The following is a 15,445-nucleotide window of genomic DNA, read 5'->3' as shown; positions in this document are numbered from 1 at the left end:
CAAGCGTGGACGCGAAGGAACGCGGAGGGACGTCGCGCGCACGCCGCCTCGTGCTGCGCAGGCAACGGGTGCGGGTGCTCATCGCCTCCCTGCTGCTGATGGGGCACCAGGCCTGCGAGGCGCTGGTCCCGCTGGCGATCGGGCTCGCCGTGGACGAGGCCGTGGCCACCGGCGAACCGTGGGCGCTCGTCCGGTGCGTGTGCGGGCTGGTGCTGCTGTTCACCGTACTGACCACCTGCTACCGCTGGTTCGCGCGGCTCGGCCGGGCCGCGGCGATCGACGAGTCGCACGCGCTGCGGGTCCAGCTGGCCGGCCGGTCGCTGCTGGGCTCCGGGACGCGCCGGAGGCACGGCGAGCTGCTGGCAATCGCCTCCTCCGACGCCGACCAGGTCTCCCGCGCGGTGATCTGGGTGGCCGGACTCGCCGGATCGATCTCGGCACTCGGCGTCAGCTGCGTCGTGCTGCTCGGCATCGACGTGCGGCTGGGCGCGCTGCTGATCGTGACGGCGGTGGTCACCACCCTCGGGCTGAACATGGTCTCGCCGATGCTGTCCCGCCGGGTCTCCGGGCAGCAGGACGGCCTCGCCGCCGCCTCCGCGCTCGCCACCGACCTGGTGACCGGGATGCGGGTGGTGCGCGGCCTCAGCGCGCAGGACGGCGCCGTCGCCCGGTACCGGGAGGTCAGCAGGCGCGCGGAAGCCGCCGCGATCCGCGCGGGCGTCGGGCGGTCGCTGCAGCTGGGGGCGACGGTGCTGGCCGGGACGCTGGTGCTGGCGGTGTCGGTGGGCGCCGCCGGGCTGCTCGCCGTCGAGCAGGTCATCACCGTCGGGTCCTTCGTCGCCGCCGTCGGCGCGGCCCAGTTCATCGCCGAACCGCTCTCCGCCGCCGGGATGTACCTGCAGATCGGAGCGGCCGCGCTGGCCAGCGGTCGGCGCGTCGACGCCGTCCTCGACGAGCAGGAAGACGCGGCGGGCGACACCGGGCCCGCGACCGGACCGCGCGTGGAGCTGCGGCTGGACCGGGGCGGCTGCACCGGCGTCGTCGCCGAGGGCCGCGACGTCGAGCGGATCCTCGAAGTGCTGCGCGGCGACCCGGCGGGCGCGCGCAACGGGCTCACCGTCACCTGGACCGGCGGCGAACCGGACGCGGTGCACGTCGAACCGCGGCAGGCGCAGCTGTTCACCGGGACCATCGCGGAGAACCTCGCGCTCGGCCGGGACACCGCGGGCGAACCCCGGCCCGCGCTGGTCGCCTCCGGCGCGGCGCCGTTCGTCGACGCGCAGCCCGACGGCCTCGACGAGCACGTGCGGGCCCGCGGGCTGAGCCTGTCCGGCGGGCAGCGGCAGCGGCTCGCGCTCGCCCGCGCGCTGCACGCCGACCCCGACGTGCTGGTGCTGGTCGACCCGACCACCGCGCTCGACTCGGTGACCGAGGAGGCCGTCGCCGACGGGCTGCACGCGCTGCGCCACGGCGACGGCGAACCCCGCACCACCGTCCTGATCACCACCAGCCCGGTGCTGCTCGCGCGCGCCGAGCGGGTGCGGTTCCTCACCGCGGGCGGGGAGGTCGTCACCGGCGAGCACCGGACCCTGCTGGACGAGCACGCCGACTACTACCGAAAGGTCGTGGGATGAGCGGGACCACTCGCGCACTTCCGCTCGCCGGCGCCGTCGAGGTGCGGCGCACCGTCGCCGCCTACCTGCGCCCGCACCGCGGGCTGTCCGCGGCGATGGTGGCGACGGCCGTGCTCGCGGCGCTCGCCGGGCTGGTCGCGCCGTGGGCGATCGGCGGGCTGGTGGACGGGGTGCTGGCGGGCACCACGCCGGCGGAGATCGTCGTGCGCACCGCCGTCGTCGCCGTCGCCGGCCTGCTCAGCGCGGTGCTCACCGCGGTCAGCGCCGCCCTCGTCGCGAAGCTCGGGCAGCGGGTGCTGGCCCGGATGCGGGAGGACACCGTCTCCGCCGCGCTGCACCTGCCGTCCGCGGTGATCGAGCGCTCCGGCCGCGGCGACCTGCTCAGCCGCGTCGGCGACGACGTGGCGGTGATCAGCCAGGTCGTCGCCGCGCTGCTGGCGCCGTGGATCACCGCCCTGCTGACGGTGGCCCTGACGATGGGCGGCCTGTTCGCGCTCGACCCGTGGCTGATGGTGGCGGGGATGCTGGCGCTGCCGGTGTACGGGTTCTCGCTGCGCTGGTACCTGCCGCGCGCCGCGCGCCGCTATTCCGCGGAGCGGGCCGCGTTCGCCGACCGGGCGGAGTCGCTGGTCTCCGCGCTGGAGGGGCTGCCCACGCTGCGCGCCTACGGCGCCGAAGCCGAGCACGTCGGGCTCGTGGAGCAGTCCTCGGACCGGGCGCGCGGGCTGTCCCGCAGCGTCGTGTGGTTCTCCACCCGCTGGGGCAAGTGGATGAACATCGCCGAGCTCGTCGGGTTGTCCGCCATCGTCGTCGCCGGGTTCGTGCTGGTCGACGTAGGTGCGGCGACCGTCGGCGCGGTCACCGCGGCGGCGCTGTACTTCCACCGGCTGTTCAACCCGCTGAGCCTGCTGGTGGCCAGCTTCGACCAGGTCCAGTCCGCGTTCGCGAGCCTGCAGCGCATCGTCGGCGTCCTCGGCATCCCGCACGAGCGGCCGGCCGGGACCCACGACGGCGCGCCCGCCGCGCTCGTCGCCGACGGGGTGACCTACCGCTACCCGGGTTCGGCGGAGCCGGTGCTGCACGAGGTGTCGCTGCGGATCGAGCCGGGGGAGACGATCGCGCTGGTCGGCGCGAGCGGTGCGGGCAAGTCCACGCTGGCGACGCTGCTGGCGGGACAGGTCGCGCCGGACGAGGGCACCGTCACCTTCGGCGGGAGCCCGGTGGCCGGGACGGGCGCGGTGCTGCTGGTGCCGCAGGAGGCGCACGTGTTCAGCGGCCCGCTGATCGAGGACCTGCGCCTGGCCCGGCAGGACGCGACGGAGGCGGAGGTCCGGCACGCGCTGGACGTCGTCGGCGCCGACTGGATCGAGGAGCTGCCCGAGGGCGTGCACACCGCCGTGGGCGAGCTCGGCCACCCGCTCGGCCCGGACCGGGTCGCGCAGGTGGCGCTGGCCCGCGCGCTGCTCGCCGACCCGGCCGTGGTGCTGCTGGACGAGGCGACCGCCGAGGCGAGCAGCCGCGAAGCCGGCCGCCTGGAGGACGCCGCGGCCGCGGTGCTGCGCGACCGCGCCGGGCTCGTGGTGGCGCACCGGCTGCGGCAGGCCGCGATCGCCGACCGGGTGCTGGTGATGGACGACGGGCGCGTCGTCGAGTCCGGCGCGCACGACGAGCTGCTCGCCGCGGGCGGGCACTACGCGCGGCTGTGGGAGGCCTGGAGCACGCCCCGTCCGGAGGCGAAGCTGGCCCTGGAGGGCTGAGGCCGCCCGCCGGTGCCCCGGCTCAGGTGTCCAGGTCGCGCGCCGGTGGTCCGTCGTAGGCGGCCAGCAGCGGACGGGGGAGTGGGCCCTTGATCCGGGTTCCCGCGGACCTCTCCTCCCACGCGTGGGACAGGATGCCCACGCTGCGGGAGAGCACGAACAGGCCGCGGCCGAGTTCCGGGGCGAAGCCGAGCTCGCTGTAGACGATCGCCGTGGCGCCGTCGATGTTCATCGGCACCGGCCGCGCGCGACCGTGGGCGAGCGCGCGCTCCAGCGCCGTGCCGATCCGCAGCGCCCACCCGGTTACCTCGCCGGCTCCGACCGCTTCCGACACCAGCGCGAGCAGCGGGTCGCGGCGCGGGTCGCGCGGATGGAACCGGTGCCCGAAACCGGGCACGTGCTCGCCCGCCTGCCGGTGGCGGGTGACGGATTCGGCGGCCACCTCGTCGGGGTCCGCGCCCGCAGCGACCTCGCGGTGCAGGTCGGCGAGCAGCCCCATGCACTGCTGCCCGGCGCCGCCGTGCACGTCGTCGAGCAGATTCGCGCCGGTGGCGACCGCGCCGTTCAACCCCAGCCCGCAGCTCGCCGCCATCCTGGCCACCGCGATGGACGGCGCTTGCGGCCCGTGGTCGACCGCGGACACCAGCGCCGCCTCCAGCAGCCGCCGCTGCGCCGGTGCGGGCAGGTCGCCGCGGAGCAGCAGCCAGATCATGTCCACGAAGGACACCGTGTCGATCAGTTGCTCGACGGGATAGCCGCGGAGCAGGATCTCGCCGGGGCGGATCCGGCTGATCCCGGTGCGCCACCACCCGGTGACCGCCTCCTCGTACTGCTCGGCCGTGTCGAACGCGGGGTCGTTCATACCGCTCCTTCCGCGCGCAACCGCGCGATCTCGTCGGTGTCGTAGCCGAGTTCGGCGAGCAGGTCGTCGGTGTGCTCGCCCAGCAGCGGCGGCGGGCCCGGTGATGCGGGAGCGGTTCCCGGTACACGGACCGGGCTGCCCAGGACTCGCAGCTCCCGGCCCGGGTGCCCGGGGAAGGGCAGCGCGTGCACGAACCGCCGGGCCCGCACCTGGTCCTGCTCCAGCGCTTCCGGGACAGTGAGCACCCTGGCCGCGGGGACCCCCGCGGCGGCCAGTGGTTCCTCCCACTCGGCGGCGGTCCGCGCGCGGAGCGCCTCCTCCAGCCGTTCGGTCAACGCCGCCCGGTGCTCCTTGCGCGCGGCGCGTTCGGCGAAGCGGACGTCCTCCGCGAGCTCGGGGCAGCCCACGACCCGGCACAGCGCCACGAATTGGTGTTGCTCGTTCGCGGCGATGTTCAGCATGCCGTCGGCGGTGCGGAAGGCCCCGGAGGGCGCGGCGGTGGCGTTGTCGTTGCCGATCCGCTCCGGCGGTCGCCCGGCGATCAGGTGGTTCGACACGGCCCACCCCAGCGCGGTGAGCGCGGATTCCAGCATGGACACGTCGAGTCGCACGCCTTCGCCGGTGCGGTCCCGGTGCACCAGGGCGGAACTGATGGCGAATGCGGCCGCCATGCCGCCGAGGGTGTCGGCGATCGGAAACCCGGCACGCAGCGGCTCGGTCTCGGAGGTGCCGGTGGTGCTCATCATGCCGGACAGCCCCTGCACGATCTGATCGTAGGCGGGCCGGTCGCGCAGCGGGCCGTCCTGGCCGAACCCCGAGATCGCGCAGTAGACGAGCCGCGGGTTCGCGGCCTGCAGCACGTCCCAGCCGAGGCCGAGCCGGTCCAGGACGCCGGGCCGGAAGTTCTCGACCAGCACGTCGGCGGTTCCCACCGCGCGCAGCAGGACCTCCCGTCCGCGGGCGGACTTCAGGTTGGCGGTCAGCGAGCGCTTGCCACCGTTCTGCGCGAGGAACGACGCGCCGAGGTGGCGTTCGTTGAGGTCCGCGTCCGCGCCGAGTCGCCGCGCGAGATCACCGGCCTCGGGAATCTCGACCTTCAGCACGTCGGCGCCCAGCAGTGCCAGCTGGTATGCGGCGAACGGGCCCGCCAGCACGTTGGTCAGGTCGAGCACGCGGACTCCGCGCAGCAGCTCGCCCGCGGGGAAGTCGGATCCGGTCATGAACTGCCTCCGAGGAAGCGCAGGGCCGACAGCTGCTCGGCCGCTCTGCTCAGCGCGGGCAGGAACGCGGCGACGCGTTCCCCGGTGAACCGGGTGGTCGGTCCGCCGAGGGCCACCGCGGCGACGATCTCGTCGCCCGCGGTGATCGGTGCCGCGGCGGCGGACACGCCGTCTTCGCGTTCGCCGTGGCTGACCGACCAGTTCTGTTCGCCGGCACGGCGCACCCGGTCGGCGAGCACGTCCTCGAATCCGGCGCCGCGGTCGGCGGCGATCGCGGCGCGGCGCAGCTCCTGGTCGGAGCAGCCCGCGAGCAGCACGTGGCCGGAGGCACCGGCCCACAGCGGCATCGCCGCGCCGATGCGCACCACGTGCCGCAGCTGCTGGGTGCCTTCGTGCTGGGCCACGCACACCCGGGTGACGCCTTGGCGGACGTAGATGCGGGTGGATTCGCCGCCCGCCTCGATGGAGAGCGTGCGCAGGCACTCCACCGCCTCGGGCGGCAGCTGCCACGCGTCCTGTGCGAGGCGGGCCCAGCGCAGCAGGCCCGCTCCGGGGGCGAGGCGGCCGTCCGTGCCCGTCCACAGCAGGGCGCTCTGCTCCAGGGTGGCGACCAGGCGGACGACGGTCGACTTCGGCAGCCCGGTCGCGTCGATCAGCTCTCGCACGCTGCGCGACCGGTGGGTCTCGTCGAACAGGCCGAGCAGTTCCAGGGCGCGCGCGACGCTGCGCACCCCGTCGCCGCTCTCCCCGGGCGGTCTCGTCACGGGGCAACCTCCACTGTTCCTCCTAATGGCACGGCTATACCGCTGTACGGTACTGGTCAAGGATGCGTGCCGGGTGCCGGGACCGGTCGCCGCGGCGGCTCCCTGGTCTCCCGGGCGAGCGCGACCGTGACCACGGTGATCGCGCAGGTCGCCAGCAGGAGCCCGACGACGCCCAGGGCGCTCCGGTCGAACCAGAGCAGGAGCGCGCTGGCTGCCAAGGGGGCGAGCCCGCCGGTCAGCACGGTGCCGAGGTTGTTGGCGACGCCCACCGCGGTGAACCGGACCTTCGTGGTGAACAGCTCGGCGAAGAACGCCGGCTGCGAGCCGAGCACGGCGGACTGGCCGATCCCTAGGGTCAGCACCAGTGCGAGGCAGGTGACCCAGTACTGCTCGGTGTCGACCATGCGGAAGAACGGGTAGCAGGCCGCGGCCATCACCAGCGCGCCGAAGATGCTTACCGGGCGGCGTCCCCAGCGGTCGGACAGCGCGCCGAACAGCGGCACCGAGACGAGCTTGACCACCGATACGACCATGATTCCGGTGAGCAGGGGAGCGGTGACCAGCCCGGCGTTCTCGGCGTAGGCGACGGAGAAGGTGCCGAACACGTAGTAGCCGGTGTTCTCCGCCGCGCCGGCGCAGATGACGATGATCATCTCTCGGGGGTAGCGGCGCCAGGCCTCCGCGAAGCGGCTCTGCGCCAGGCGCTCCCGCCAGGGGCGCCGGGTCGCGGGCGGCTGGGGAGCCTCGTGTGCCCGGCGTTCGAGTTCTTCCTGGAACTCCTCGGTCTCGTCGAGTGAACGGCGCACCCACAGCCCCAACAGCGTCAGTACCGCGCTGAGTAGGAACGGGATTCGCCAGCCCCAGTCGAGGAATTCCTGCTGCGACAGGGTGGTGGAGGCGATCGCCATCGCGCCGGTGGACAGCAGGGTGCCTGCGCCGGTGCCGATCGCGGGCAGGCTGCTGAGCAGGCCGCGCCACTTCGGCGGGGCGTTCTCGAACAGCAGGATCAGCGCGCCGGTCTTCTCGCCACCTGCGGCGAAGCCCTGCGCGAACCGCAGCGCCACGAGGAGCAGCGGTGCCCACGCGCCGATCGAGCCGTAGGTGGGCAGCAGGCCGATCCCGGTGGTGGCGATCCCCATCAGCAGCAGCGTGAGCACCAGGACATGCTTGCGCCCCTTCCGGTCGCCGAGCTCGCCGAAGTAGGCGCCGCCCAGCGGTCGGCCGAGGAACCCGATGGCGAACGTGCCGAACGCGGCGATCGTGCCGACCAGCGGGTCGCTGCCGGGGAAGTAGAGCTTGTTGAACACCAGCGACGCCGCGGTGGCGTAGAGCGCGAAGTCGTACCACTCGACGGTGGTGCCGAAGACGGCTGCCGTGATCACCCGTGGTTGGAACACGGGCCGTCCGGTTGGCGTGCGCATGGGACTCCTTTGTCGCCTGAGTACCGCCTGGTGGTGCGGGAGTGCTGACAGGCGGCCGACGGATGCTAGGTGTTCCGGCGGGCTCCGACAAGGCTTCGGGGTGAACCGGGCGCACGGAAAAGTGATATCACTGTGCTACCGTGTTGCCAGGAGAACGATCACCGACGTCAGGGGGACTCATGACCGTTCAACTCGAAGACCGCGAGACGGAGACCAGGCCGGTGCGGATGCCCGAATCCCCGGTCGTCGAACAGCAGGCGTTCCGGCTGCCCGGCGTGCTGATGGCCGTGCTCTCGCTCGTGCTGGTGCTCGGCGGTGCCGGGGTGCTGGTCCCCGGGCTCGCGGACGAAGCCGCCGCCCTGATCGCCACTGGGGTGGTGCTCGGCGTCGTCGGGCTGGTGCTCTCCGGCGGGCTCGTCGCCGTCGCGCCCGGTGAGGCGCGGGTGCTGCAGTTCCTCGGCCGCTACACCGGCACCGTGCGCCCGGCCGGGCTGCACTGGGTGAACCCGTTCAGCAGCAAGACGAAGGTCTCCACCCGGATCCGCAACCACGAGACCGCCGTCATGAAGGTCAACGACTCCGACGGCAACCCGATCGAGATCGCCTCCGTCGTGGTGTGGCAGGTCGCCGACACCGCGCAGGCCACCTTCGCGGTCGACAGCTTCGTCGAGTTCGTCGAGACCCAGACCGAGACCGCCGTGCGCCACATCGCCACCAGCTACCCCTACGACGGCGACGGGGAGCAGCCCTTCTCGCTGCGGGACAACGCCGACGAGATCACCGGCAAGCTCTCCGCCGAGATCGCGGCCCGGGTGCGGGCCGCCGGGGTCGACGTGGTCGAGTCCCGGCTCACGCACCTCGCCTACGCCCCCGAGATCGCCCAGGCCATGTTGCAGCGGCAGCAGGCCGGAGCCGTCGTCGCCGCCCGGCAGCGCATCGTCGAAGGCGCCGTCGGCATGGTCGACCTCGCCTTGCAGCGGCTGTCCGAACGCGAGGTCGTCGAGCTCGACGAGGAGCGCAAGGCGGCCATGGTCAGCAACCTGCTGGTCGTGCTCTGCGGCGACACCCAGCCCGTCGTCAACACGGGTTCGCTCTACCACTGATCGGGCGCGGGGCCGCCGGTGCGGCCCGAACCCTCGGACGGGCGAGAGAGGTGAAGGCGGGAACATGGCCGCACGCAAGGGTTTCCTGCTCCGGCTGGACCCGGCGATCCACGACGCGCTCGCCCGCTGGGCGCAGGACGAGCTGCGCAGCACCAACGCGCAGATCGAGTTCCTGCTGCGGCGCGCCCTCGCCGACGCGGGCCGGCTGCCCTCCGACGCGGGCGGGCCCGCCAAGCGCGGCAGGCCGCCGAAGTCCACATCGGAATGACGGCTCCCGGGCCGGGCGGTTCCGGCCGAACAGCCGGACCGCCCGGCCGGATGGCCGATCCGCCCGACCGGACGCCCGGGTGACGCTCGATGGTGAGCCGGGGTCTCCCGGCACCCGCTGCGCACCCCGAAGGCGAACCACGATGTCCTCTCCCACCCGCACCGCCCCACCTGCCAGCACCGCGCCGCGCCGGCGGATCGGCGAGATCGACGCGGTGCGCGGCCTGGCGCTGTGCGGGATCCTCTTCGTGAACATCCCGCCGATCATGGAGATGAGCGGCATCGTCGACCAGCAGGTGCTGCCCGGGCGGCACGTCCTCGACCTGTTCGTGCAGGAGCGGTTCTTCCCGATCTTCTCGCTGCTGTTCGGCGTCGGCTTCGGGCTGTTCCTGCGCGGCGCGGGTTCCCGGCACCCGCGGCCGCGGCTGCTGCTGGTCCGCAGGCTGCTGGCGCTGTTCGCCGTCGGCCTGCTGCACTCCCTGCTGCACCCGGGGGAGGCGCTGACGCCGTACGCGCTGTTCGGGCTGGTGTTCCTGCTGCCGCTGAGCTGGGCGAACCGGTGGGTGAACCTGGTGCTCGGCCTGGGCGGGCTGAGCACCGCGCTGGTGCTGTTCGGCGGGGGCCTGCCGCTGATCCCGGGGCTGCTGGTGCTCGGTTTCGCCCTCGCCCAGCTCGGGGTCCCGGAGGCGCTGCCGCGGCTCGGCGGGTGGATCGGCGCCGTGTTCGCGCTCGCGGTGCTCGGCGCGGCGGTGGCGCTGCCGGTGCAGGAGCGGGATCCGCTGATGGCCGGGTTCGCCACCCCCTCCGGCGTGGCCGGGATCTGCCTGGCCACCGCGTACGCGACCGGGCTGCTCCTGCTGCTGCGCACGCCGCTGCGCGGGGTGCTGGGGGCGGTGCTGGAGCCGCTCGGGCGGATGGCGCTGACGAACTACGTGACCGCGACCTTGCTGCTGATCCCGCTGGGGCAGGTGGCCGGGCTGCACGGGTCCAGCGCGTACGGGGCGATGGCGCTGCTGGCGACCGGCATCCTGCTGCTCCAGCTGCTGTGGAGCCGGTTCTGGCTCGCGCGGTTCCGGCAGGGACCCCTCGAATGGGCCTGGCGCTGCTTCACCTGGTGGGACGTGCAGCCCTTCCGCCGCTGACCGCGGGTACCCGCTCGATCAGCCGACCGGCGCGGGGCCGGTGAGGACGTGGCGCACGATCGGCGCGGCCCAGGCGGTGAGCTCCTCGTGGCCCATCTCGGCGACGCCCGGGTCGGCCAGCACGTAGCGGCTGGTGGCGAGCCCGATGACGAAGACGCCGAGCAGCCCGGCGCGCTGCCGCGGGTGGTCCGGGGCGATGGCGGTCAGCCGCGGGGCCACCTGCGCGGTGAAGACCTCGCGCATCTTCTCCGCGGCGGTGGGGCTGGTCGTGGCGGCGCGCAGCAGCGCGAGGAAGGTGCCGTCCCGGTCCCACTCGGCGAAGAACCGGGGCAGCAGCGCCCCGGCCAGCTCGTCGGGGGCGAGGCCGGCGAGGTCGGGCAGGTCGAGGGTGAAGTCGGCGGCGGCCGCGAACAGTTCCTGCTTGCCGCCGAAGTACCGGATGACCAGCGCCGGGTCGATGCCGACGTCGGCGGCCACCGCCCGCAGCGTGGTGCGCTCGTAGCCGTCGGCGGCGAACCGGGCGCGGGCGGCGGCCAGCAGCTCGGCGCGGGTCTGCTCGGCGTTGCGGGAACGCGGTGCGGCCATGCCCCCAGCCTAAGTCACCGCGCGTTGACCTGGTTCGGGTGGCGTGGCTGCGGAGCAAGTCGCCAACGGTTGACTCGTGTGCCGAGGAGCCGGCCATGCCGCGCGGGCGCCGCCCGCCGGAGAACGGGAAGCTGCAGGAGATCTGCGACCACGTGCCCGTCGACGGCGGTGCGATCGCGGTGGAGCCGGAGCGGCGCGGAACCGATTCAGCGACCGTCCGCGAACTCGCGGCGGGGCCCGGACTGCTCCTGGTTCGTCCGGACGGGTACCTCGCCGCTGCCGCGCGCGCCGCTGCGCCGGAGCCCGTGGCGGAATGGCGGCGCGCCGGCTCCCTGCCACCGATCGTGCGAAGCCGGCTGCGGCCGTACGGGTGAAATAGTGGGACGCATTCCGTTGGGCCGAATGCGGAAATGGGCCGCACGACCCGCTTCCTTTCCGGATGTGCATTCCGTGTCCGGCTCCGCCGGAAGGGTGGGCCGAGCGACGGTGGTCGCGGACCGGGTGGTGGTCCCGGGTTCTCGACGGGTCCGGGACCGCTTTTCGCGCGCCCGGTGCGGTAGGGGGTTTTCGCCGCGCTGCCAACCGAAAGCGGAGCGTGACGTCGGTCGGCGCGGAAATGGTGGACGACTCCGGGGCCGAACACCGGTGCCCTGATCATCTTCCGTTAAAGTGTCTCGCGCAGGGGGGGAATGCACTTCCGCTCGTGCTCGGCAAGAGCGGAAGACGACGGTGTGTGGAAGGAGCCGTGTCCCCGGGAAGACGCCTGTTCAGGCCATCCATCGGCGAGACCTCCTGCCCGTTGCCATCCGGGCGGACGAGTCCAGCGGCCCAGGCCGCGCCCGCCGGGACGCGCGCGTTCCCGCAACACACCACGTCAGATGACCGACAACGTGGAGCGCTGTGAGTACAACAGATCCCGACAACGTCACCAAGCCACCTGGTGAGCCGCAGAGCACCTCGGAAAGATCGATCCGCTCCAGCCTGACGCTGGCGGTCACGATCCCCTGGATCGTCGTGCTGGTGCTGTGGCTGGTCTGGTGCGCGACGTTCGTCACCGACGGCGTCTACACCCGGGTGATCGGTTCCGGCGTCCGGCAGGTCTCCCTGCCCGCGGTGGCCGCGCTCGACGCGCTGCAGTCCGAACGGCGGCTGAGCCAGGACCTGGCCTCCGGCGGGACAACCGACCAGGCGGAGCTGAGCGAGCAGCAGGCCCGGACCGACGTCCTGCTGGACCGGATGAACGAGGCCGTCCAAGCCGCGATGAGCACCGCCCCGGCGGAGATCGCCGGCCCGGTCGACGAGCTCAGCGGCGAGCTGGGCAAGCTCGACCAGATCCGCGGCAGGCTCGCGAACGGGCAGATCTCGGCCGGCGAGGTCACCGACTACTACGACAACGTCTTCGACATCGCCACCGACCTGTTCGACACCCAGTCCCGACTGGTGCCGGACTCGACGACGGCGCAGGGCGGCATCGCGGGTACCGCGCTGTTCCGCTCGACCGACCTGATGTCCCGGGAAGCGGCGCTGATCTCCAGTGGCCTCACCGCCGGGCAGCTGACGCCGGAGCAGCACCTGCAACTGCTGCGCCTCAACGGTTCGTACCACTCCGAGATCGAGAACAACGTCGCGTACTTGAAGCCCTCGGTGCAGGCGCGGTACCAGAAGCTCATCACGGAGAACCCGGACTGGGCCCGGCTCGTCTCGATCGAGAACTCCCTCATGCAGGGCGGCCCGGGCGCCGACCTCACCGAAGCGGGCGTCTCGCTGGAGGAGTGGCAGCGGCTCACCGAAGCGGTCAACCGCGAGCTCACCTCGATCACCAGCGAGCAGGTCGACCTGCTGTCCGCGGAGACCGTCGAGAACGGTGACCAGGCGATCACGATCGCCGTCGCCGGTGCCATCGCCGCCGGTCTGTTCTCCCTCGGCTTCTTCTTCTGGACGCGTCGCCGGTACCGCTCCGTCATCGACGGCTCGCTGCTGCCGCGTCTGCAGCGGCTCAGCGCGGAGGCCCGCGAACTGGCCGAGAAGACGCTGCCCTCGATGATGTCCCGCGTTCGCGCGGGCGAACGGGTCCAGGTCGAGTCCACCTCGCTGCAGGGCTACGGCGGCGACGAGATCGGCCAGGTCGCCGACGCCTTCCGCGCGTTCCAGCAGGAAGCGCTGCAGGCGGCGGTGAACGAGGCCGACACCCAGCAGGGCGCCCTCACGTTCTACATCGGACAGACCCGGCGCGTGCAGTCCGCGCTCGGCCCGCTGCCGCAGCGCCTCGACGCGCTGCTGCAGAACGAGGAGGACCCGGACCGGCTCGGCGCCCTGTTCGCGCTCGACGAATCGGTCACGCAGGCCCGGCACGTCGTGGAGAACCAGCTGGTGCTCTGCGGTGCCGCCCCCGGCCGCCGCTGGAGCAGGCCGCGGGACCTCACCGAGATCCTCCGGGCCTCCGCCGCGGAGACCAAGCACCACGACCGGCTGCGGCTGGGCCACGTGCCCAACGTCAGCGTCACCCCGGGCGTCATCGGCGACATGCTGCGCATGTTCGCGGAGCTGTTCGCGAACGCGGCGTCGTTCTCGCCGCCCGGCACCGATGTGCACGTCGAAGCAGTCTCCGTCGGCAGCGGTCTCGTCGTGCAGATCTCCGACCGCGGCGTGGGCATGACCCCGGAGGCGCGCAGCAACGCCAACGAGACCATGAAGAACCCGCCCGGCTTCGCCTCGCTGGTGAAGCTCGGTGACCGCGGCGAGCAGCTCGGCCTGTTCACCGTCGCCCAGCTCGCCGAGCGCAACGAGTGGGTCGTCGAGTTCGGCACCTCGATCTACCAGGGCGTGCGGGCCGAGATCTTCATCCCGCAGGCCCACATCGTCACCGATGAGGACGAGGAGCGCCGCGACTCGTGGAGCGGGGACGTGCCGGTGGCCAAGGCGGGCGCTCCGGCGCAGCCGCTGCCCACCCGGGTGCCGTCGGCCTCGGCGAGCACCGCCGTCGCCGAACCGGCCGTGCGGCAGCCGAAACCCGACGCGGCCCCCAGCGCGAGCACGGAAGGCAAGGACATGGAACGACCGCCGCTGCCGCAGCGGGTTCCCTACGCCGATCTGCCCGCCGGCTTCGGCGAGGACGAGCCGACCGACCGGCAGAGCGCTCCCGAGTTCGCCCCGGGCTTGATGACCTTCTTCAACGCCGACCGGCGCTCGCGCGACGAGTCCGGCAACAAGCCCGATTCCGACGACGACATGCAGTGAGGAAAGCGTGAACGAACTGATGAACTCCCGGAAGCCGGACCTGGACCTGGCCTGGCTCCTCGATCAGATGCTGGACAACGTGCCGGACACGTTGCACGCGCTGGTGCTCACCCATGACGGCCTGCCGGCGGCGTTCTCCAAGAACCTCGACCAGGACCAGGCGGACAAGATCTCGGCCGCCTGCGGCACGCTGCGCGCCACCAGCAAGGCGCTCAGCTACGAGCTGGAGGGCGGGGACATCGACATGAACCTGCTCGCCACCGAGACGATGTCCATGTACGTGCTGGCCGTCGACCCGCGGAACTCCGTGCTCGTCGTCGCGGGCCGCAGCGTCGACGCCGAACAGCTGCAGTACGAGATGCGCCGCCTGATCAAGAACGTGGGTGAGCGGCTCGGCAAGGGCGCGCGCAACCCCATCGGTGCGGAGAAGCATTGACCGGCCCCGATCCCGACGCGTGGTACGACGACGACGCTGGCCGGATGGTGCGTTCGTACGCGCTGACCGGCGGCCGCACCCCTGACGCGGCCATCAACCTGGACCGGGCAACCCAGGTCGTGGGGGCGCTGGCCGACACCGGCCGCAGCGCCGCCGCGACGCCCGAGCACGAGGCGATCCTGGAGCGCTGCGGCGCTCCGCAGTCGATGGCGGAGCTGTCCGCCGGGCTGGGCCTCCCGCTGGGCGTCATCCGGGTGCTCTGCTCCGACCTGCTCGAACACGGCTCACTCGCGCGTTCCCGCATGGTGCAGCCGCGCGACCGCGACATCTTGGAGGCAGTGCTTGCCGGACTCAACAGGCTCTGACGGCGCCACGCCCGTGATGCCGGACTCGGTGAAGCTCGTCGTCGCCGGTGGCTTCGCCGTCGGCAAGACGACCTTCATCGGGTCGGTCAGCGAGATCACGCCGCTGAGCACAGAAGAGGAAATGACCGAGGCGAGCGTCGGCGTCGACGACCTCACCGGTACCGAGACCAAGCGCACCACCACGGTCGCGCTGGACTTCGGGCGCATCACGATCTCCCAGGAGATCGTGCTGTACCTGTTCGGCACCCCGGGGCAGGCGCGGTTCGGTTCGCTGTGGACGGAGTTGTCCACCGGCGCCATCGGTGCGGTGGTGCTGCTGGACACCCGGCGGCTGGCGATGGGCTTCCCGTCCATCGACTTCTTCGAACGGCGCGGGATCCCGTTCGTCGTGGCGGTGAACTGCTTCGACAACACGGAGTTCTCGTACACGGAGGAGGAGGTCCGCACCGCCGCCGCGATGGGACCGGAGACCCCGATCCTGTTCTGCGACGCGCGGGACCGGGACTCCAGCAAGAAGGTGCTCGTCACGCTCGTGAAGCACGCCCTGCAGCAGCGGGACCCGGCCGCCGCGGCGCGCGCGGGCGCGGGGGGGGGGGGGGGGGGGCGGCCCCCCGGCCCCCCCCCCCCCCGCGGTTCGCGGGCCGGGGGCGGG

The 15,445-nt window shown here is 72.9% G+C and carries 15 protein-coding genes; 10 read left to right on the top strand and 5 right to left on the bottom strand.

Features of this window, described 5'->3' with window-relative positions:
- Positions 1 to 5: 5 nt before the first annotated feature.
- Together LCD35_RS11465 and LCD35_RS11460 are read left to right on the top strand one after the other, a co-directional pair.
- The gene (locus tag LCD35_RS11465) at positions 6 to 1,634 is read left to right on the top strand and encodes an ABC transporter ATP-binding protein (RefSeq protein WP_224956238.1); all 1,629 of its coding nucleotides are present in this window, start codon (positions 6 to 8) and stop codon (positions 1,632 to 1,634) included.
- Entirely contained in the window at positions 1,631 to 3,391 is a 1,761-nt protein-coding gene (locus tag LCD35_RS11460) for an ABC transporter ATP-binding protein (protein ID WP_225044154.1), read from the top strand. Before LCD35_RS11465 ends, LCD35_RS11460 begins: the two co-directional genes overlap by 4 nt.
- Before the next feature lie 22 nt (positions 3,392 to 3,413).
- On the opposite strand, the gene LCD35_RS11455 is transcribed toward LCD35_RS11460, so the two are convergent.
- From LCD35_RS11455 to LCD35_RS11440, 4 genes are read right to left on the bottom strand one after another with little or no spacing between them, the layout of a single operon-like run.
- Complete coding sequence (locus LCD35_RS11455; RefSeq protein WP_225044153.1) at positions 3,414 to 4,253, bottom strand: citryl-CoA lyase; 840 nt, start codon at positions 4,251 to 4,253, stop codon at positions 3,414 to 3,416.
- Complete coding sequence (locus tag LCD35_RS11450) at positions 4,250 to 5,473, bottom strand: CaiB/BaiF CoA-transferase family protein (RefSeq protein WP_225044152.1); 1,224 nt, start codon at positions 5,471 to 5,473, stop codon at positions 4,250 to 4,252. Before LCD35_RS11450 ends, LCD35_RS11455 begins: the two co-directional genes overlap by 4 nt.
- Positions 5,470 to 6,237 (bottom strand): IclR family transcriptional regulator, encoded by a 768-nt coding sequence (locus LCD35_RS11445; protein WP_224956234.1) that lies wholly within the window; start codon positions 6,235 to 6,237, stop codon positions 5,470 to 5,472. The genes LCD35_RS11450 and LCD35_RS11445 overlap by 4 nt, the downstream gene beginning before the upstream one ends.
- 56 nt (positions 6,238 to 6,293) lie before the next feature.
- Complete coding sequence (locus LCD35_RS11440) at positions 6,294 to 7,658, bottom strand: MFS transporter (RefSeq protein WP_224956233.1); 1,365 nt, start codon at positions 7,656 to 7,658, stop codon at positions 6,294 to 6,296.
- A gap of 179 nt (positions 7,659 to 7,837) precedes the next feature.
- Here LCD35_RS11440 and LCD35_RS11435 point away from each other — a divergent pair, with 179 nt between their 5' ends.
- The 3 genes from LCD35_RS11435 (at position 7,838) to LCD35_RS11425 (ending at position 10,170) form a co-directional block, all read left to right on the top strand.
- Positions 7,838 to 8,761, top strand: a complete 924-nt coding sequence (locus tag LCD35_RS11435) for an SPFH domain-containing protein (protein WP_224956232.1) — start codon at positions 7,838 to 7,840, stop codon at positions 8,759 to 8,761.
- Positions 8,762 to 8,825: 64 nt separating this feature from the next.
- Positions 8,826 to 9,029, top strand: a complete 204-nt coding sequence (locus LCD35_RS11430; RefSeq protein WP_224967351.1) for a hypothetical protein — start codon at positions 8,826 to 8,828, stop codon at positions 9,027 to 9,029.
- Positions 9,030 to 9,171: 142 nt separating this feature from the next.
- Positions 9,172 to 10,170: a DUF418 domain-containing protein gene (locus LCD35_RS11425; RefSeq protein ID WP_224956231.1), complete on the top strand. Its 999-nt coding sequence runs from the start codon at positions 9,172 to 9,174 to the stop codon at positions 10,168 to 10,170.
- Positions 10,171 to 10,188: 18 nt separating this feature from the next.
- On the opposite strand, the gene LCD35_RS11420 is transcribed toward LCD35_RS11425, so the two are convergent.
- Positions 10,189 to 10,755 (bottom strand): TetR/AcrR family transcriptional regulator, encoded by a 567-nt coding sequence (locus LCD35_RS11420; RefSeq protein ID WP_224967350.1) that lies wholly within the window; start codon positions 10,753 to 10,755, stop codon positions 10,189 to 10,191.
- A 95-nt stretch (positions 10,756 to 10,850) separates the two neighbouring features.
- Here LCD35_RS11420 and LCD35_RS11415 point away from each other — a divergent pair, with 95 nt between their 5' ends.
- From LCD35_RS11415 to LCD35_RS11395, 5 genes are all read left to right on the top strand, one after another.
- A complete protein-coding gene (locus LCD35_RS11415; RefSeq protein ID WP_224956229.1) occupies positions 10,851 to 11,129 on the top strand; it encodes a hypothetical protein in 279 nt (92 codons plus the stop codon).
- 526 nt (positions 11,130 to 11,655) lie between these two features.
- Complete coding sequence (locus tag LCD35_RS11410; RefSeq protein ID WP_224956228.1) at positions 11,656 to 13,992, top strand: nitrate- and nitrite sensing domain-containing protein; 2,337 nt, start codon at positions 11,656 to 11,658, stop codon at positions 13,990 to 13,992.
- A 7-nt stretch (positions 13,993 to 13,999) separates the two neighbouring features.
- On the top strand, positions 14,000 to 14,428 hold the full coding sequence (locus tag LCD35_RS11405; protein WP_224956227.1) for a roadblock/LC7 domain-containing protein: 429 nt from the start codon (positions 14,000 to 14,002) through the stop codon (positions 14,426 to 14,428).
- 44 nt (positions 14,429 to 14,472) lie between these two features.
- Positions 14,473 to 14,793 carry a DUF742 domain-containing protein gene (locus LCD35_RS11400; RefSeq protein WP_225044151.1) on the top strand — a complete coding sequence of 107 codons (321 nt, stop codon included), beginning with the start codon at positions 14,473 to 14,475 and terminating at the stop codon, positions 14,791 to 14,793.
- A gap of 16 nt (positions 14,794 to 14,809) precedes the next feature.
- Positions 14,810 to 15,445 (top strand): ATP/GTP-binding protein (locus LCD35_RS11395; RefSeq protein ID WP_374108069.1); only part of this gene is annotated, 636 nt, incomplete at its 3' end.

Source organism: Saccharopolyspora sp. 6V (genome assembly GCF_020176785.1).
Taxonomy (GTDB): Bacteria; Actinomycetota; Actinomycetes; order Mycobacteriales; family Pseudonocardiaceae; genus Saccharopolyspora_C; species Saccharopolyspora_C gregorii.
Note: the sequence above shows the minus strand (reverse complement) of the source record. Positions and strands in the feature narration are given on the sequence as shown.